Origin of the sequence: Gaoshiqia sediminis (genome assembly GCF_025907915.1) — a bacterium.
GTDB lineage: Bacteria > Bacteroidota > Bacteroidia > Bacteroidales > Prolixibacteraceae > Gaoshiqia > Gaoshiqia sediminis.
The window spans coordinates 20,340-39,244 of sequence record NZ_JAPAAF010000005.1 but is presented as its reverse complement, the minus strand read 5'-3'; the positions used below and the strand labels follow the sequence as shown (position 1 = coordinate 39,244).

General features: G+C 44.5%; 15 protein-coding genes. 5 read left to right on the top strand and 10 right to left on the bottom strand.

From position 1 onward, the window contains the following. Nucleotides 1–38: 38 nt before the first annotated feature. The 3 genes from N2K84_RS05225 to N2K84_RS05215 form a co-directional block, all read right to left on the bottom strand. Complete coding sequence (locus tag N2K84_RS05225) at nucleotides 39–1,181, bottom strand: pyridoxal phosphate-dependent aminotransferase (RefSeq protein ID WP_282590731.1); 1,143 nt, start codon at nucleotides 1,179–1,181, stop codon at nucleotides 39–41. 645 nt (nucleotides 1,182–1,826) lie between these two features. Further along, nucleotides 1,827–2,417 carry a porin family protein gene (locus N2K84_RS05220; protein WP_282590730.1) on the bottom strand — a complete coding sequence of 197 codons (591 nt, stop codon included), beginning with the start codon at nucleotides 2,415–2,417 and terminating at the stop codon, nucleotides 1,827–1,829. A 182-nt stretch (nucleotides 2,418–2,599) separates the two neighbouring features. Next, nucleotides 2,600–3,208 carry a thioredoxin family protein gene (locus tag N2K84_RS05215; protein WP_282590729.1) on the bottom strand — a complete coding sequence of 203 codons (609 nt, stop codon included), beginning with the start codon at nucleotides 3,206–3,208 and terminating at the stop codon, nucleotides 2,600–2,602. Between the two features lie 296 nt (nucleotides 3,209–3,504). Between N2K84_RS05215 and N2K84_RS05210 the strand changes: the two genes are divergently transcribed. After that, entirely contained in the window at nucleotides 3,505–3,711 is a 207-nt protein-coding gene (locus N2K84_RS05210; protein ID WP_282590728.1) for a hypothetical protein, read from the top strand. A 25-nt stretch (nucleotides 3,712–3,736) separates the two neighbouring features. On the opposite strand, the gene N2K84_RS05205 is transcribed toward N2K84_RS05210, so the two are convergent. After that, complete coding sequence (locus tag N2K84_RS05205) at nucleotides 3,737–4,705, bottom strand: D-2-hydroxyacid dehydrogenase (protein ID WP_282590727.1); 969 nt, start codon at nucleotides 4,703–4,705, stop codon at nucleotides 3,737–3,739. Nucleotides 4,706–4,861: 156 nt separating this feature from the next. Beyond that, on the bottom strand, nucleotides 4,862–5,905 hold the full coding sequence (locus tag N2K84_RS05200) for a Kelch repeat-containing protein (RefSeq protein WP_282590726.1): 1,044 nt from the start codon (nucleotides 5,903–5,905) through the stop codon (nucleotides 4,862–4,864). 315 nt (nucleotides 5,906–6,220) lie between these two features. On the opposite strand from N2K84_RS05200, the gene N2K84_RS05195 reads away from it, so the two are divergent. Continuing rightward, complete coding sequence (locus N2K84_RS05195) at nucleotides 6,221–7,546, top strand: DUF4270 family protein (RefSeq protein ID WP_282590725.1); 1,326 nt, start codon at nucleotides 6,221–6,223, stop codon at nucleotides 7,544–7,546. Further along, nucleotides 7,539–8,801, top strand: coding sequence for a BamG family beta-barrel-assembly machinery protein (gene bamG, locus N2K84_RS05190; RefSeq protein WP_282590724.1), 1,263 nt, complete (start codon nucleotides 7,539–7,541; stop codon nucleotides 8,799–8,801). Before N2K84_RS05195 ends, bamG begins: the two co-directional genes overlap by 8 nt. Before the next feature lie 260 nt (nucleotides 8,802–9,061). On the opposite strand, the gene odhB is transcribed toward bamG, so the two are convergent. The 4 genes from odhB to N2K84_RS05170 form a co-directional block, all read right to left on the bottom strand. Beyond that, nucleotides 9,062–10,306 (bottom strand): 2-oxoglutarate dehydrogenase complex dihydrolipoyllysine-residue succinyltransferase, encoded by a 1,245-nt coding sequence (odhB, locus tag N2K84_RS05185; protein WP_282590723.1) that lies wholly within the window; start codon nucleotides 10,304–10,306, stop codon nucleotides 9,062–9,064. Between the two features lie 16 nt (nucleotides 10,307–10,322). Beyond that, nucleotides 10,323–13,049 (bottom strand): 2-oxoglutarate dehydrogenase E1 component, encoded by a 2,727-nt coding sequence (locus N2K84_RS05180; protein ID WP_282590722.1) that lies wholly within the window; start codon nucleotides 13,047–13,049, stop codon nucleotides 10,323–10,325. A gap of 248 nt (nucleotides 13,050–13,297) precedes the next feature. Then, nucleotides 13,298–14,044 carry a 3-oxoacyl-[acyl-carrier-protein] reductase gene (fabG, locus tag N2K84_RS05175; RefSeq protein WP_282590721.1) on the bottom strand — a complete coding sequence of 249 codons (747 nt, stop codon included), beginning with the start codon at nucleotides 14,042–14,044 and terminating at the stop codon, nucleotides 13,298–13,300. A 174-nt stretch (nucleotides 14,045–14,218) separates the two neighbouring features. After that, on the bottom strand, nucleotides 14,219–14,989 hold the full coding sequence (locus N2K84_RS05170; protein ID WP_282590720.1) for a glycosyltransferase family 2 protein: 771 nt from the start codon (nucleotides 14,987–14,989) through the stop codon (nucleotides 14,219–14,221). 173 nt (nucleotides 14,990–15,162) lie between these two features. Between N2K84_RS05170 and mnmE the strand changes: the two genes are divergently transcribed. Beyond that, entirely contained in the window at nucleotides 15,163–16,557 is a 1,395-nt protein-coding gene (gene mnmE, locus N2K84_RS05165; RefSeq protein ID WP_282590719.1) for a tRNA uridine-5-carboxymethylaminomethyl(34) synthesis GTPase MnmE, read from the top strand. A 15-nt stretch (nucleotides 16,558–16,572) separates the two neighbouring features. Next, nucleotides 16,573–16,908: a 4a-hydroxytetrahydrobiopterin dehydratase gene (locus N2K84_RS05160; protein WP_282590718.1), complete on the top strand. Its 336-nt coding sequence runs from the start codon at nucleotides 16,573–16,575 to the stop codon at nucleotides 16,906–16,908. A gap of 17 nt (nucleotides 16,909–16,925) precedes the next feature. Here N2K84_RS05160 and N2K84_RS05155 read toward each other — a convergent pair whose 3' ends face one another. Continuing rightward, nucleotides 16,926–18,833: a RecQ family ATP-dependent DNA helicase gene (locus tag N2K84_RS05155; protein WP_282590717.1), complete on the bottom strand. Its 1,908-nt coding sequence runs from the start codon at nucleotides 18,831–18,833 to the stop codon at nucleotides 16,926–16,928. Between the last annotated feature and the right edge of the window lie 72 nt (nucleotides 18,834–18,905).

The window sequence follows — 18,905 nt, the reverse complement described above, 5'->3', positions numbered from 1 at the left end:
CTCTGAAAAATAAGAATGAAGTAGTAATAGTTGGTTCGTTATCTAATTTCGCTGATGTATTTTTCCAGGCGATTCAATCCTTCCCGGATGTTTTCGAGCGAATTGGCATAGGAAAATCGCAGATATCCTTCACCTCCCGGCCCAAAATCAATGCCAGGAGTTACACCAACTCCGGTTTTTTCAAGAATATCAAAAGCCAGTTGATACGAGTTGCCTGATAAGTGTGAGGCATCCACAAAAATGTAAAAAGCGCCTGTGGGTTCAACCGGAATGATGAAACCCAGTTCGCGTAACCGTTTGATCATATATACCCGGCGTTCGTTGTAAATACGGCGCATTTGCTCCACCTCCGGATCGGCATCCTGCAGAGCTGCAATGCCGGCACGCTGTGCTACGGAGCTGGCGCAGATGAACAGGTTTTGCTGCAACTTCTGCAAGGATCGGACATATTTCTCAGGCGCAATCAGGTAACCCAGCCGAAGTCCGGTCATCGCGTAGCGCTTCGAGAATCCATTCAGGATAAAGGCATTTCTGGAAAACTCTAACATACACCGGGCTTTCTGCCCATAAACCAACCCATGATAAATTTCATCCGATATGATGGGCACTCCCAGTTCAGCTAGTTCATTCATGGTGTGCGGCGAAAGCAGGTTGCCGGTAGGATTAATGGGACTGTTGATCAGAATGGCTTTGGTGTTTTCGCGGATATGCTGCCTGACCGCATCGGCGTGTAACTGAAAACCATCGGCTGCTGAAACCGGTACCCTCACGGTTTGGGCACCAATATAGCGGATAAAGTTTGCATAGCAGGCATACGCCGGATCAGAAATAATAACTTCATCGCCTTCACAACATAAAGCGGATAGTGCCATCAAAATGGCGGGAGAACTGCCGGAAGTTACAATTATTTGATTGGGACTGACCGAGACCTGATACTCCTGTTGATATTTCTCGGCAATGGCCTCGCGTAATTCCGGATCGCCCAGGCTATGGGTATAGTGGGTCCTTCCCTCGCCGATTGCCCGTATGCTGGCCTCACGAACACATTCCGGTACTTGAAAATCAGGTTCGCCAACTTCGAGATGAATAATATGCCGACCTGCCTTTTCCATTGCAGCAGCTTTTTCAAGTACTTCCATCACAATAAACGGGGAAATTTCAGTCAGCCTCGAAGCAGTCATCTGATTTTTGATTTTTGCCAACGAAAATACACAAGATTATCGGGCAAAACAACAGACAATGGCACCATTCAAGCCTACTTTAAAAGTCCGTTTTCGAGTCGCAATGACAATTTTTTCTTAAAATCAATACGGATTGTTCCGGTTAACTAGACCAATACTGCCACCGATCCGCACACTTTTCGAAACTTTATATTCCAGAAACATAGAAGCCCCTTGAAAATTTCGGTTTTGATTCCAGAAATTTGCCCCAACAGGGCTGAAAATAGAATGTTCAGAGAAGCTGCTTCCTCCCAATTTCAGTTTATCATTCAATCGATATTCGGCATAATTATTCAACGAAAAGAAACTGACAAAAGGACTGAAGACAGGTTGATTGATTGAAAAAGAAATATTCTTTACTGGATTGGTGGAATTGAAATCAAAAGCCAACGACTGGCCGGGGATAAATTTTTGCTGTAAAGACAAAGGCATTTGGACTAATTCTCTAAAAGTTGAATTAGGGCTGAAATTGAAGAGCTCGTGGTAAAGAAAATCATACATCGTCTTATCTTCCGGCAGAATTAGTGTATCGGCCTGGGAAAAACCTCCCAGGCTAACACACAACAATATTATTCCACTGATAATTGATTTCACGGCAACAATATCCTACAATAATTTGATCCCCAATGTTACCAAAAAAGTTTGGGTTTTCTCGTCGCCCCTGCCCGAGTAAATATCGCCAAAACTATTTTCCATCCGCACATCCAGCGACAGAACCCAAAGGTCAATCCCTGCTCCGTATTGGTATCCAAAATAATGATCCTTCAGTTGATCAACATCCATGACGGCAGCCTCGTTAAGTTCTTTTTCCAACAGGAATGAAAGAACAGGCCCGGCATTTAACCTCAGGTTAAATGCTTCCTTGTCGATCAGTTTATAACCGAGTAAAACGGGAACATCAATTGCTTTCAGGTCAAATGAGTTTACAGCTTCGGTCGCACCTGATCCGGTAATTTCGCTAAGTTTTCCGCCTTTCGAACTAAAATAAGCTTCCGGTTGCAGGTAAATTTTCCCCAGGTTTACTCGCAAAAAGGCTCCGGCAAGATAATTATTCACACTGCTTTCATCAAAATCATCCAGGTTTGTGGAAATTTTCGAGCTGTTAAAACCAGCTTTAAGTCCTAAATTTACAGGCGATTGGGCCTGGGATAATTGGAAAGTCAGAAATGCGAGCAGGAACAATGTTAATTTTTTCATAGGATTAAAATTTATTGTTTACACCACTTAACGCCAAAATTGACACGTCTAGTATTTTTTCGCTGTTATCAAATTGGGAAATAAATGGTTGTCAAAATTACAGAATCTGCCCGGTAAATAACAAACCTTTGCCTTCCTTTTCGCTCAACGACTTGACCTTCATCCAGAAGATAAGATTGAGTTCAATCACTTTTTTTATGCTTTGGTTCCCAAACCAGGTCGCAGGCATCAGCAGGCATCCAGTGTTTCTCTTTGCCTGCCCATTTCACATTGCAGCCAATTGGGTTGGTTACCGGAATACTAATCGGGTTCCCCTGAGTAATTTCCTCCAATGCTCGTTCCAAGTCGTATTCCGTTGCTTTCAGAACATCCTTCGGATTGTCAACTGCCCTGCCGGTATAAACCAACTTGCGGTTTTCATCAAAAAGAAAAAAATGCGGTGTGCGTAAAGCTCCGTAAGCACGCGCGGTATCCTGGCTTTTATCATGCAGATAAATCCAAGGGAATTTCTTTTCGTTCATCCGTGCTACCATGTGTTCAAAATCATCTTCCCGGTAGGTATTCTCACTGTTCGAGTTAATCGCGACAAAACCAACTCCTTTTTCCCGATACCTATCTGCAATTTTGCGGGTAAGTTCATCACTACCTGTGACATACGGGCAGTGGTTGCAGGTAAAAAAAACAACCAGATACTTGAACTCATGAAAATTGGCCAGGATGTAACTTTTTCCGTCGGTAGCGGGTAAATTGAAATCAACGGCCTGTTGCCCTATGTTTAACGTAAATCCCATTGCAAAATACATTTGTTTGTTTTTATAACACGAAAAACAGGAACAAGTTTTAACGAAACGGTTGAACTTTCAGAAGCGTTTTATTGCGTTCTTAACTTAAGCAGGGTATTCTTTGAAAGAAACAAAATTAAAATAGCTAATAACGAAACGCATTAAGCTGTTGGCCAGTAATTACCCGAAAAAAAACGGCTCGAGGTATTGGAAAAATAAAAAAAAATCGAGTAGTTTACGAAATCGTAAAATAACAGTTGTTTTTATTTATAATTTATTGAATTTTAAGTAAATAGTTCTTAAAAATGAAATCAAACAAAAACTCAAAAAAGAATTTCAAACATTCTGACATTGAGAAAAATGACATTGGCAGTCAGTTTGGAAAAGCAAAGAAAGACAAAAGTACCAAAAAGCGGTTGTCTATTTATGATGAGTTTGACGATGAACCGCTGGATGAACTGGACTACCAACTGAATGCCGGTGATTCACTGGACGAAGACGACGAATACTAGTCGTTCCGTCACTTCAAAAACACCATTAACGTAAAAGCGGCAGATTTACTACATTTTGAGGTTTATTCTTCAAATAAGCCTCAAAATTTTTTGCGGCAATATTCATCAGTCGTTGACGTGCTTCTCTGCTGGCCCAGGCAATATGAGGAGTGATATAACAATTTACGGCTGTCAGCAGTGGATTATCCGACTGGGGAGGCTCTACCGCAAGCACATCCAGGCTTGCAGCGGCAATTGTACCACTATTCAGGGCTTCAGCCAGATCAGCCTCATTAATCAGGGGGCCTCGGCCGGTGTTAATCAAAATGGCTGACTTCTTCATCATGCACAGTGTATGGCGATTGATGAAGCCAGCGTTTTCGCTGGTCAGCGGACAGTTAAGACTTACAACATCAGAAATAGCCAACAATTCCTCCAAATTTACTTGACGGTAATCCTCCGGCAAATCCTTCTTTACTGACCGGTTTTGAAAAACAATTTTCATCCCCAACGCTTTTCCCAGTAGCGCAACTTGTTGACCAATCTTCCCAAAACCAATAATTCCGAGCGTTTTACCGGCCAATTCGGTTTGTGGTGTCAGGCAAAAAGAAAAATCGATACTCTTTGACCAAGCGCCATTCCGAACTTCCCGGGCATGACGTTCTACTTGGTTGGTAATATTCAACAAATGCGCGAATACCAGTTGAACCACCGAATCTGTGCTGTACGCCGGAATATTGGTTACCATTATGCCTGCCTGGTTGGCAACCTCCAAATCCACCACATTATAGCCGGTTGCCAGAACGCCAATATATTTCAGGGAGGGCGAAGCATCAATTATTTTTTGATCGATGATGACTTTATTCGTGAAAATGGCTGTTGCATGAGCCATGCGCGCCAAACGGTCCTCCGGGAGGGTACGGTCGAAAATCTCCAGCTTGCCCAATTTAGCTAAGGGCTCCCAGCTCAAATCACCGGGATTCAATGTATAACCATCCAACACTACTATTTTCATAATCGCTGTTTTTTTTCTATATTTTAGACAATACCCAATCAGGTTTCAGGTTGAAGCCGGATACTGGCAGCTTCATTAAGATTAGACCTAAAAAAAATTACTCCTGAGAAACTCAGGAGTAATACTATATCTTATTCCGAAAAGGAAATTAAATTTTTAGTCCTCTTCGTTGTATTCGCTGTTGGGTTCGAAACGATACAGGTCGTCAAAATAATAACCGCTATTGCGTCCTAAGGCTAAATAGCCGATGTCATTGATCGAGAAAGCGACCGATTCCATACGCGCAGCACCCTCAAATTCTTGTTTTTCCTGCCATCTGTCGGTAGTTGGATTATATTCCCAAACGTCAGTACCTGTCGAACTTTTTCCACCGGTTGTAATATATCCCTTACCATTCATGACAAATGCGACACCGTTGTTACGAACAATCGAATATTCATCATCGAAGCTTTCAGAGGTAGCGTCTGAGATTTTTGCCAGTTTTGTCCATGTTCCGGATGTCCCAGAAGTCGGATCGTACGAATAAAAATCATTCTCAAAAGTACCACTATTTAAACCACCAACAACGTACGCCTTTCCATCAATAACAAAAGCCATTGCATCGCGGCGTTTTTCACCACTGTATCCAAGAACGATATTCCATTCGTCTGTAGCAGGATTATATGAATAAAAATCTTTCAGATAATTACCATCAAATCCGGTACCTACGTATCCAATTCCATCAATACTGAAGGCAACGGCTCCGTGACGCTCTGAACCAGGGAAAGAGCTTACCTGTGTCCAAACATCAGTAGCCGGATCATACTTCCAAAAATCATTTAACCGATTGGTGCCATCGTATCCGGTTCCAACAAAGAGTTTACCACCAGCTTCAAAAGCAACCGCACCAGTCCGTCCGCTACCACCAAAATCAGCTATTCTTGTCCAGTGATTATTCTCCGGATCGTATCTCCAGAAGTCTTTCAAACGGTCTTCTCCGTTGTATCCGGTCCCCACATAGGCATAATCCTCAACTGTTGCAACAACAGCCTCTGCACGGGCATTACCGTCAAAAGAGGACAGTCGAACCCAATTACCTACTAACTCTTCATCATCGCTACCACCGTTACATGCAACAAACGGCAACAATATGGCAAGAGCAATTACAAACTTTAGCATCCTAAATGACAAGTTGTTCACAAAAAATTTCTTTTGAATCATTGCTTAAAATTATTCAGGTTTTACCGCAAATATAGCGGATTAACGATATCTAAAAAAACGATAGACAAAAATAGATAATTTTGTGAGAAAACAACACAAAATCCATTTAAGAGCAAAGTTTTATGACGCGCATATTGCATTTGTTAATTAAATTAACTGATTTTAACAAAACTTAAGAAATGCCTCATTTTTATAGTATGTATAACGCTGAAAACCTTTTTTACCGATATTTCTTTTTCAGGAAATGCCAATCGGTTTGCTTTGCAGCCACAGTATCTTTTCTTATAATTGCACTAAATTTATTTCAAGCTTTATATGAATAAAAATTACATTCTGGTATTTCTAATGATCGTCATGGCGGCATGCAATACCGATGTTGGAAATTTTCAGATTGGGGAAGATTTGGTGGAAACCAAGTCGCGTATTGTCATGATTGACAGCTTTTCCGTGAAGTTATCCACTGTTTTGTTGGATTCGATAGCCACATACAGTGCTGATCCGGCCCTGGTGGGCAAGTATGAAAACGAAACAATTGGCACCACCGAGCTTCGCCATTATTTTAATTTTGATCTCAGCGAAACTTCGGGTTCCCTGACTGACAAAGACATCCTGGATTCTGTAACGATTAAATTAAGTTATTCTGGTTACTATTACGGAGATACGACCCAAGTTCAAAAATTGCAGATCCACCAGCTAACCAAGGAGCTTGCTTTTTTTAAAAATGATGTTGGACAAACCTCACTCGTAAATCATAACTCGTTTGATTACGAAACTGAGCCCATCGGCAGCCTGGAATTTTACCCATTCCCATCAACTGACAGTATTGAAATCCGTCTGGATGATTCATTCGGACAGGAGTTGATAGACTTGTTCCTTGCAAAATCAGATGATGTATCTACAAATGATAAGTTTAATTCATACCTGAAAGGGTTCATTATGAAAGCTGCCCCGGAAAGTAAAGCCGTTATCGGCTTCAACACTTCTTCATCGGGCATACAACTCAAATTATACACGCACCGCGTTGAACTGGAAAAAGTAGAAATTGAATATGATTTTGAGTTGGCGTCAGAAGGGACCCATTTTAACCAATCGCTTGCTGACCGAACAGGAACCGACTATGCTTCACTTTTTAGTCAACGGGAAGAACTCCCCGCGACGCAAACCAGCAACCTGTCGTACATTCAGGGAAGTGAAGCTGTGGTAACACGAATTGACTTCCCTGCCTTAAACGAGATTTACACCTATGGAGACCGGGTACTCATTAAAGCGGAACTGGTGCTTGTGCCTTCAACTCTAAATGATCCCAAAAAGCTCCCGACGGCTTTAAATTTTTATACTTCCGACCGTATCAACCAACTGCGCGAAAACCTGGCCATAACCTCATCCTCGGGAACATCAGTAAGCGTAGCTGCTAACTTGGTCGAAGACGTCATGTATCCGGAAAATAATTATTATATCGCAGACATTTCAACCTGGATGCAAACGGAGCTGGCCAATAATTTTTACGATACAAATAACGGTTTACTGATTACTTTCCCCTTTTCAAGTTTAAGGAATAGTTCAGACCTGCTGATCCTTAACGGGGAAAACTCAAGCAAATACAAACCCAAATTAAATCTCTACTTCCTGAAATATGAATAAGCCACATTATCTATTATACTGCCTGAGTCTGCTTGCAGCTTTATTTATTTTTGAAACGGAGATTGTCCATGCTCAAAACAGTACCAGTTCCCCCTACTCCATGTATGGATTAGGTGAATTGAGATCGCAAACAAATGCGCGTAATGCCGGGCTTGGAAATGCAGGCATTGCCCTTTCATCCAACAGTTTTCTGAATACATTGAATCCTGCTTCATATCAGGGAATTGACAGTTTGAACTTCATTTTGGAGATGGGTGTTGACGGAAAATACTCGAACTTCAAATCGCAGGGAAAATCAGCGAATTTGTCCGACGCCAACTTCAGTTATTTGGCTATGGGCTGGCGAATCAACCAATGGATTGCTGCGGGCATCGGGGTAAATCCATTTAGCTCAACTGGCTATGAAATAAATACCACTGCCCTGGTTGATGGCATTCCGGCTGAATACCCGCTTAGCATTTCAGGTTCAGGCGACATTAGCCGTGCGTATGCCTCCGTGTCACTAGTTCCCGTAAAAAACCTGGCTCTGGGCGTAAAAACATCCTTTCTGTTTGGTTCACTGAACCAAACGCAGTACCACAACCTGACATACATTGGCAGCAATGCCATCAGCAACGAAACGACCGATTATTTCCACAATTTTTATTGGGAATTTGGCCTGCAATATACGTTTCAGGTGAAAAGTAACACATTAACGTTGGGTGCCATTTACAACCCGGGACAGTCGCTGGTTACTGAACGTGAAAACTCGACCTACAATTCTGCCGGAGCAATTTTTGAAAATACGACAGAGTCAAAAGATGATTTTGTTATTCCTGAAGAGTTCGGTGTTGGATTAGCCTTTAACAACAATAAAAATTTGCTCTACGTATTGGATGCGGGATTGCAAAAATGGTCGGATTATTCGTATGACCTAAGCGGGGTAAAACTGAAAAATAACCCGTATGTACGCACAGGAATTGAATATACACCAACCACTAATTTTCTGGCTGATTTTTACAAGCGGGTGAATTACCGGCTCGGTTTTCAATACGCCAAATCGTACCTTGATTTGCGCAATAACCAGCTTGATGAAACAAGTATTTCCCTTGGTTTTGGCTTGCCTATCCGCAATCAGAGATCGCGCGTGGACGTTAGTTTTGAAGCCGGCCAAAAAGGAACAACTACCAACCGCCTGATTAAAGAAAACTTTTTCAGAGTACGGGTAGGCTTTTCGCTGAGAGATTTGTGGTTCCAGCACAGGCAATTCAATTAGTAGCAACACAAACGGGCAAAAACAGAAAAAACCGGTTTTCAGTAACCAATTTTAACAGGTCAACAGTACAAACAACCGTTTTAGGAACATATAAAAGTGGCTGGCAGCTAATCTGTCAGCCACTTTTCTTTTTAAATCCAGCATCCTGATCATCAAAATTCCCCTATTAGGCTTGGTGAAAGCGCAGTAATAGGATGCTCCATATTGAAAGAGCCACATTTTGACAAATGCAGCTCCTTTTTTAAAATTACTTTTTTGACTTAAAGTTCCAATAGAAGGGCTTCCGGGGTTTTCCCGTTTGTCAGCAAGCGCTCCGGATGCTCCAGTAATTCTTTCAGCTTTACCAAAAAACCAACAGAATCTTTTCCATCAATAACGCGGTGATCGTAGGATAAGGCCACATACATCATAGGACGAATAACCACCTGACCGTCAACAGCCACAGGGCGGTCAACAATATTGTGCATGCCCAAAATAGCCGATTGCGGTGGATTAATAATCGGGGTGGAAAGCAACGAGCCAAACGTACCGCCATTGGTGATGGTGAAGGTTCCTCCGGTTAGTTCTTCCACCGAAATCATTTTATTCCGGGCCTTCTCTGCCAACTCCTTTATTTCTAATTCAATGGATGGAATGGACTTACTTTCGACATTACGAACAATGGGCACCATTAAACCTTTGGGCGTTTGAACGGCAATGCCCACATCCACAAAATCCGGTGTCAGTACTTCGTCGCCATCGATCATCGAGTTTACAGTCGGATGAAATTGCATGGCCATCGCCACTGCTTTTGTAAAAAATGACATGAAACCAAGCTTAAAGCCGTGCTGCTCAACGAACTTGGTTTGATACTGTTTCCGGATTTCCATAACCCGGCTCATGTCCACTTCGTTGAAAGTGGTCAACATGGCTGTTTCGTTTTTCACCGAAACCAGGCGCTCGCTAAGTTTTCGGCGCAGCAGGCTCATCTTCTCACGTTTTTCTTCGCGCGAAAAAGCTGCCGGTTTCGACACAAAACTTGATTTGGTCTCCTCCGGCAAATGTAGCACAGCCTCTACTTCTTTCTTGCCAATCCGCTGCAGTCCCCGGATAATATCATCGACCGACAAGTTGTTTTCTTCCATCATTTTTTGAGCAACCGCCGTTGTTTTTACCTTGGGTTGATCGGAGCCTGTTTTTTCTTTTACAGCTTTTGTTTCAGCCGGTTTTTCTTCTATTTCAGGGGTTCCGGCTTTCTCCTTTTTCACCGCTGACAGCTGAACGTCTCCTGCTTCGGTGTCGATGGTACAGGCTATTGCGCCAACAGGAACCGCTTCACCTTCTCCAACCTGTATCTTTATTTTCCCTGCTTCAGAAGCGACCAGGGTCAGGGTAGCTTTATCCGATTCAATTTCGGCGATTTCCTGATCCTTATCAACGGTATCCCCATCTTCAACCAGCCATTTCCCCAGTTCCACTTCGGTAATGGACTCGCCGGGCGTGGGAATTTTAATTTCAATAATCATATTTGTTTTTTTTCGTTTAAGCTAATACCTTTTCGCTAAATATACTATTCAGAATTTTTTCCAGCCTCAAATTGTGTTGTTTCATTAATCCTCCGGCAGGGCTTCCGCTTTCAGGCCGCGATATCAGTTCAAAATTAATCCCCTTCAGTTTTCGCTGGATGAACGGCCAGGCCCCCATATTTTCGGGTTCGTCCTGAGCCCAAATCAGGCGACTGGCGTTCTTGTATTTTTTCAAAACGGCCTCAATCTGACCTGTTGGCAGCGGGTAAAGCTGTTCCAACCGTACAATGGCGGTGGAATCATCCCCGTTGTCAACCCGCTTTTTGATTAAATCGTAGTAGATGCGTCCATACGTAAATACAAGTTGCTTCACATTGGCTGGTTTTACCATCTGATCGTCAATCAACTCGCGGAAACCACCTTCTGCCAGTTCGTCAAGGGTGCAGCTCACCATCGGGTGACGAAGCAAACTTTTGGGGGTAAATACAACCAACGGTATGCGGGTTTCCCATTTCAGGTGGCGGCGCAACACATGAAACAAATTATCGGGTGTGGTTGGTACAATTACCTGCATGTTATTATTGGCCGCCAGTGTCAGAAAACGCTCAATCCGGGCGCTGGAGTGCTCCGGCCCCTGCCCTTCGTACCCATGTGGAAGGAACAAAACCAGGTTGTTCATCAAGCCCCATTTTTCTTCGGCTGAAGTAATGTACTGGTCGATGATAACCTGGGCCACATTACTGAAATCACCAAACTGTGCTTCCCAAATCGTCAGGGCGTTGGGTTGGGCCATGGCATAACCATATTCAAAGCCCATCACCCCATACTCCGACAAGTGTGAATTGTAAATATGAAAGGGTGCCTGATTGGGTGAAACGTGTTTTAGCGGGAAGTATTTTTCATCCATATCTTCTACCACAAAACTGGCATGACGGTGTGCGAAGGTCCCGCGTTCACTGTCCTGGCCACTAACACGCACCGGATGTCCTTCATCCAGAAGCGAGGCATAAGCCAGTAATTCGGCCATGGCCCAGTCCAGTTTATTATCCAGGATCATCATGCGCCGGTCCGACAAAATCCGGTTAACCTTACTAAAGAACGGCTTGTCTTCGGGGACCGAATTTACCCGTTCAGCCAACTGGATGAGTTTAGTTTTTGCCACCCGGGTATCAATCCGGCTGGAAAAATCAACCTTCGATGGTTTGTGATAATGATGATATTCTTCAACCAGAAATTTCTTTATTTTGAGTTTGTCTATTTTCTCCGATTCATGGTATTTTGTTTCCAGGAAACTGTCAAACAACATCACTTCGTTTTTCGACTCTTCTTCAGTCATAATCCTCAAATCAGCCAATTTATCGGCATAAATATCCCTTGGGTTTTTATGCTCCGAGATAGCCTTGTAAAGGAACGGTTGGGTGAAACGCGGCTCGTCGCCCTCGTTATGCCCGTATTTTCGGTAGCAAAGGATGTCGATAAAAACATCGGAATGAAATTTCTGACGGAATTCCATGGCCAGTTTGATGGTGTAAATCAGCGCTTCCACATCGTCACCATTCACATGAAAAACGGGCGAACGGGTTACTTTGCCAACGTCGGTGCAGTAGGTGCTCGAACGGGCATCGAGGTAATTGGTCGTAAAACCTACCTGGTTGTTGATGACCAGATGAATGGTGCCGCCGGTTTTATAACCTTTCAACTGCGACATTTGGATGACTTCGTACACCACACCCTGCGCAGCAATAGCTGCATCGCCATGAATGAGGATGGGGGCCAGTTTCGTGTCTTCCCCATTGTACAAGGATTCAATCCGGGACCGCGACATGCCCTCGACCAACGGCCCAACAGCCTCAAGATGCGATGGGTTGGGCACCAGGCTCAGTTTTATATTTTTGCCGGTATCCGATTTTATGATATTTTCAAACCCAAGATGGTATTTCACATCGCCCAGCGAAATATCTTCTTCGTATTCGGTACCGTAAAATTCCTTGAAAATATTTTCATATGGTTTTTTCATGATATTGCTCAGCACGTTCAGTCGTCCGCGGTGTGCCATACCAATGATAAATTCCTGAATTCCCAGTTCTGCGCCTTGTTCAATCACCGCATCCAGCGCTGGGATCAACGATTCGGCCCCTTCGAGCGAAAAACGCTTTTGGCCAACAAACTTTTTATGAATGAAATTTTCAAACCCAACCGCTACTTTCAGGTGGTAAAAAATATGTTTCCGTTTTTCATCGGTAAATGGTTGTGAATTTTTGGTGCTTTCCATTTTTTGCTGAAGCCACTGCAGCACTTCCGGATGGCGCATGTACATGTATTCTACACCGATAGAACCGCAATAGGTGGCTTCGAGATGGGCAATGATATCTTTTAACCGGGCAGGCCCGATACCGATTTTATTGCCTGCCTGAAACACCTTTTCCAGGTCGCTTTTTTCCAGACCAAAATTTTCGATGTCCAGCGTGGGCGAATATTTACGGCGTGCCCTCACCGGATTGGTTTTAGTGAACAAATGACCGCGCTGGCGGTAGCCATGAATCAGGTTCAGAATAGCAAACTCCTTATCGATATTACTCCCCGACAATTCCGGTTTATTTTGGTAATTTGTGCGGGCAAGTTCAAACCCCCTGAAGAAGTTTTTCCAGCTTTCATCCACACTGTCAGGATCTCTCAAAAAATCCTCGTACAACTCATCAACAGCAGCAATCTCCTGATTGCCTACTTGCGAAAATTTATCCATACGTTGAAACTTCGGTTTTTATAGTCAAAATAACTTTGGTAAAGTAACAATTCACCTGTTTTTAATGTTTAGCTAAGATTTGAATAATAAACACGAAGATTGAACTCTCGTACTATTTATGAATAAAATGTAACAAACAATGCTCTTTGCGATATCATCGCGCACGTAGGAATGGCCGTTCGCGAAAATGAAAACAGCCATCCATTATTGGACAGCTGTTTAATATGCGTTCATTTTTTTACTTCACATTAAGTATTCATGGCGCCGCAAACGTTCACCACTTGTCCGCTCACATACGATGACAGGTCAGATGCCAGGAACAAGGCCACTTTGGCCACTTCTTCAGGAGTACCGCCGCGTTTCATCGGGATGTTGGCTTCCCAGGCTTTGCGTGCTTCTTCAGGAATGGCGCCGGTCATTTCGGTAATGATGAAACCCGGGGCGATGGCATTGCTGCGAATACCGCGCGAACCAAGCTCTTTGGCGATCGATTTGGTGAAGCCAATGATACCGGCTTTGGAGGCCGAATAGTTGGATTGTCCGGCATTGCCACTCACACCAACCACCGAGCTCAGGTTAACGATGGAGCCTGATTTCTGTTTCAGCATCACTTTCTGGGCCGCTTTGGTAAAGTTAAAAACCGATTTCAGGTTTACATTGATCACGGCATCCCATTGTTCTTCGGTCATGCGCATCAACAAGGTATCTTTAGTAATACCGGCATTGTTCACCAGCACATCAATGCGTCCAAAATCATCAACAATTTTATTGACCACTTCGTCCGTCTCGGCAAATAAAGCCGCGTTTGAAGCGTAACCTTTTGCTTTAACGCCCATAGCTGCCAACTCGGCTTCGGTAGCCTTCATGGCGTCGTTTTCAAAAAGGTCGGTAAATGCAATATTACAGCCTTCTTCGGCAAATTTTAAAGCAATGGCTTTGCCAATTCCCCGGGATGCACCGGTGATAATGGCGGTTTTACCTTCAAGTAGTTTCATTTTTTACAATTTTTATTTTTGCTGAACAAATATAGTGCTTTGATTGGTCGCCTTATCAACATGAGGTTAATTTTTAACAGATGCAGGATGAAACTTCCGTCAGACCGTAGAATGTTTGACTGAAAAGTTTTATCGGTGAAAGACTGCTTCCGAAAAAATATACTGGCGTGTTTGTTAAACAGGGCTAATTCTGAAAAAATTAAATATTTTCGACCATGACCGTTGATAATGCAACGGTCCATTCAAATGCTGACGGACAAAATCCGCATGTTTTTCATTGATCAGTTGAATGGTTTTTTTCTTTGCTTCTTTGTTCGTGCTTTTTCGTCTCGAATTTTGCCGGACCCTGTACCTGAAACCGACAATTGGTAATTTAACAACTTCCCCTCCATTTTTCAGCAAAGAGATCCAAAATTCCCAATCCTCCCATCCCCAAGTCATACGTTCGTCGTAGCCTCCAGCTTTTTTCCAATCCGATTTCCGGTAAACAGCACTGCAAAAGATCATATTATCCTTTGCCAACTTATCAATCCTGAAATCCGGCAATTGCCAAATTCCACTTCTCTCCCCAAAAAACTCAGCTTCACAATAAACCAGTTTTACTTGCGGTTGTTCCTCCAATATGGCGACTGCCCTTTCAATGTAATCAGCAGATATCAGATCATCAGCATCCAAAGGCAAGATATACTCTCCGTTAGCTTCAGAAATGGCTCGGTTACGGGCAACAGCTGGCCCCCCGTTTGGCTGGTTATACAACACAACACTTTCGTACTTTCGCGCCAGCTTGTTAACAACAGCTTCTGACTGGTCGGTTGAACCATCATTAACTACTATTATTTCGAGAGGCTTGTAGCTTGATTTCAATACTGACAAAATGGTTTCTTCAATGTAAGCTTCGTGATTGTAACACGGTATAACAACACTTATCAGGGGTTTCTTCTCCATTAATTATCTTTTACTTGAAGGCAAAAGTAAGCTAAAATGATTATGGCGATGTTTTGGAAGTATTTTTTTTGCCAACAAATTAGACTTTAAATAACAGGCGTGCCTGATGTTTCGGGTAATTACTGAATGATGGATAGATGTATTTTGTATTTTTGAAGTCTGAAAAATTCATTATGCTCGATCAAGCTACGATATGTGCCATCGCCACTTCACCCGGAATGGGGGCCATTGCCACCATACGTTTATCAGGTGAAAAGGCCATCGAAATTACCGAACAGGTTTTTCATTCGCCAGTAAAAAATAAAATACTGGCCAGTCAAAAAGCCAATACCCTGCACGTAGGCACCCTCCGCGAAGGGGCCGAGATTATTGATGAAGTCGTCGTCTCTCTGTTCCGCGCCCCGAACTCTTTCACAGGCGAAGATGTGGTGGAAATTGGCTGCCACGGCTCAGTGTATATCCAGCAACGGATTTTGCAGGTATTGATTTCGCACGGAGCCCGCATGGCCCGCCCGGGCGAGTTTACCCAGCGTGCATTCCTGAATGGGAAAATGGACCTCTCGCAGGCCGAAGCCGTTGCCGACCTGATCGCCTCTACCAACCGTACTTCGCAAAAGGTGGCCATCAACCAAATGCGCGGCGGATTTTCAGCCGAAATCTCTAAACTGCGCCATCAGTTGCTGCATTTCATCGCCCTGGTTGAACTGGAGCTTGATTTCAGCGAGGAAGATGTGGAGTTTGCCGACCGTTCGCAACTGAAGCAGCTGGTTGACCAGATTGCGTCAGTGGTGCTGAAACTGAAGAACTCGTACCAACTGGGCAATGTCATTAAAAATGGGATACCGGTAGCTATCGTCGGCGAAACCAACGTGGGCAAATCCACTTTGCTGAATGCCTTGCTGAATGAAGAACGCGCCATCGTGTCCGACATTCACGGCACCACGCGCGATGTCATTGAAGATGTGGTGAACATTCACGGTACGGCTTTCCGCTTTTTCGATACAGCCGGAATCCGCGAAACCAGCGACACCATCGAAAACCTCGGCATTGAGCGCACCTACAGCAAACTGGAACAGGCCAGTGTTATACTGCTGGTTGTAGATACGACCAATCCATTGCTCCTGGTTTCTGAGCGGATCGAAAAAATACGCGAACGCCTCACCGACCAGCACCTGATCATTACTGCCAATAAAGTGGACACCGGCAACAGCGAAACCATCGAGGGGCTGAAACACCTTCACCTGAAAAAGCAAGAGAAATTGGTTTTCCTTTCTGCCAAAAACAAGGAAAACCTGGATGAACTGATCACGAAAATGCAGCATGTGGTGTCGCTCGACAACATTGGCGAGGAAGATACCATTGTGACCAATGCCCGCCACTTCGACGCACTCACCCGCGCCTACGAAGCTATTGAACGAGTCCAAAGCGGCATGGAACAACACATCTCCGGCGATTTTCTGGCACAGGACATCCGCGAATGCCTGTATTTCCTGGGCGAAATCACTGGTGAAATCAGCAACGACGAAGTACTTGGACATATCTTTAAGCATTTTTGTATCGGAAAGTAACCAGCACAAAATAGGATGAACAAGCTAAACGAACAAATCTGTGAAGTGTGCCGGGTTGGGGCGCCGCAGGTTACCGACGAAGAGATAGCCTGGCTAAAACCGCAAGTGCCGGAGTGGAAAATCGTTAAAAACGACGGGATCAAAAAGCTAACGCGCACCTATTCGTTTGCCAATTTCAGAGAGGCAATCAATTTTACGCAAAAGGTAGGTGCGCTGGCCGAAGAGCAGGGCCACCACCCTGCCCTGCTTACCGAATGGGGAAAGGTAACCGTCACCTGGTGGACCCACAAAATCAGAGGGCTGCACCGCAACGATTTTATCATGGCCGCAAAAACCGATCTGCTGATTTGAGTCTTTTCTATACCGCATTATACCTCCTGCCTCCACTCCAACCGGTTGTCGATGCGGTGGATGATTTTGCCGTTATCGATCAGCCAGCGGATTACCTGGATGATTTTGTCTTCGTTATGGTTGATCTTAAAAATCAGCTCCTCAAACAGGCAGGGTTCGTGCAGGTATTCTTTCAGTTGGCGGGCAATATTGTCAAACTCAAGCTGGCTCAGTCCAAGCTCGTTCCGCTCCAGACAGATATCGCACTTCCCGCAGCGAACCGAACCTTTCTCACCAAAATATTCGAGCAGTAATTGGCTACGGCACTTCAACTTGCTGGTTGAATAGCGCAGCATAGCATCAATGCGTTCCTGATACTCATTTTTTCGATCTGTATAGTTTTCTTTCGATATTTTCAGGCGCCCTATTTCCAGGCGTTCGCGGGTAAAAATAATGAAGGGCGTTTTCTTCCGGGGGATATAATGAATGATTTTGTGTGAATTCAGATGGTTCAGGAAACGATAAACCACGTCGATGGAAATATTGGCCCGTTTGGCCAACAAATCTTCGTCAATTCCCACGTAGTTCTGAAACAGCCCCGAATACGAGCGCAACAGCAACTTGATAAACCCGTCGAAACTGGCATTGGCCACCTGAAACCGGTACAGGTCGTCGCGTTCTACCTGAAAATGCACCCGTGAGGGATTGTCCAGCTCTTCCGTCAACTCCAGGTAGCCTTCGCGTTGCAGAATTTTCAGGCAGTTCAGCACCGTGGTAATGGGCAGATTGTAACGCCCGGCAAAATCACCAATGCTAAAATCCAGGATTTGGTCCTTGCCAAAACCCACCGCCAGCTGAAAGTAATTGCCCAGCGCATCGTACACCCGCTTAATAACGTCAACCGGTGGAAAAGCCTTCTCCACCTGCTTTTTCAGGGCCAGCAGGTCCGACTTGGCAGCAATCAACACCGCGTAGGCCTTTTTCTCGTCGCGCCCTGCCCTGCCCGCTTCCTGGAAATATGCTTCGGGCGAATCGGGCGGCCCCAGGTGGATCACAAAACGCACGTCCGGCTTATCGATGCCCATCCCGAAAGCATTGGTCGCCACAATTACCCTTGTGCGGCCATCTTTCCAATCCTCCTGCTTTTTGGTGCGGCTGGCTGCGGTCAACCCGGCATGGTAATAATCGGCCGAAACCTTGTTTTTACGCAGGTAATCGGAAATTTCCCGGGTCAGTTTACGGCTTCGCACATACACAATGCCGGTACCTTTTGCTTTTTGTACCGATTGAAGGAGGTATTGCAATTTATCTTCGCGCTCGCGCACCAGGTAAGCCAGGTTATCGCGAAAGAAGCTTTTCCGCAGCACATTTTCCGATTTGAAATTCAGCTGTTGCTGAATGTCTTTTTCAACCTTTAACGTGGCCGTAGCCGTAAGGGCCAGCACCGGCACATCTGGCAGCAGCTCGCGTAGCTCACGGATCCGCAGGTACGACGGGCGAAAGTCGTATCCCCATTGTGAAATACAGTGCGCCTCGTCCACCGCAATCAGGTTCACCTTCATTTGTGGCAAACGTTCGCGAAACCGTTCGGTGGCAATGCGCTCAGGCGACAGATACAAAAACTTGAAATCACCCCAAGCCGCGCTGTCAAACGCCAGCCGCACTTCCTGCATGCTCATCCCCGAATGAATGGCCATCGCCTTGATGCCCTTCTTCTGCAAATTCTCTACCTGATCCTTCATCAGCGAAATCAGCGGGGTGACCACCAGGCAAATGCCGGGCCGCGACAACGAATACACCTGAAACGTTATGGATTTACCTCCCCCGGTAGGCATCAGCCCCAAGGTATCTTTTCCTTCGGCAATCGAATGAATGATTTCTTCCTGCAAGGGTCGGAACTGCGAATAGCCCCAGTATTTGGTCAATATAGCTTGAAACTCGTTCACGTTTTCAGTATTTCGGCAATGAAACCAACTTAACAAATTTTAGAGAAAATTAATCTTTTTAGGGCTTTGCCG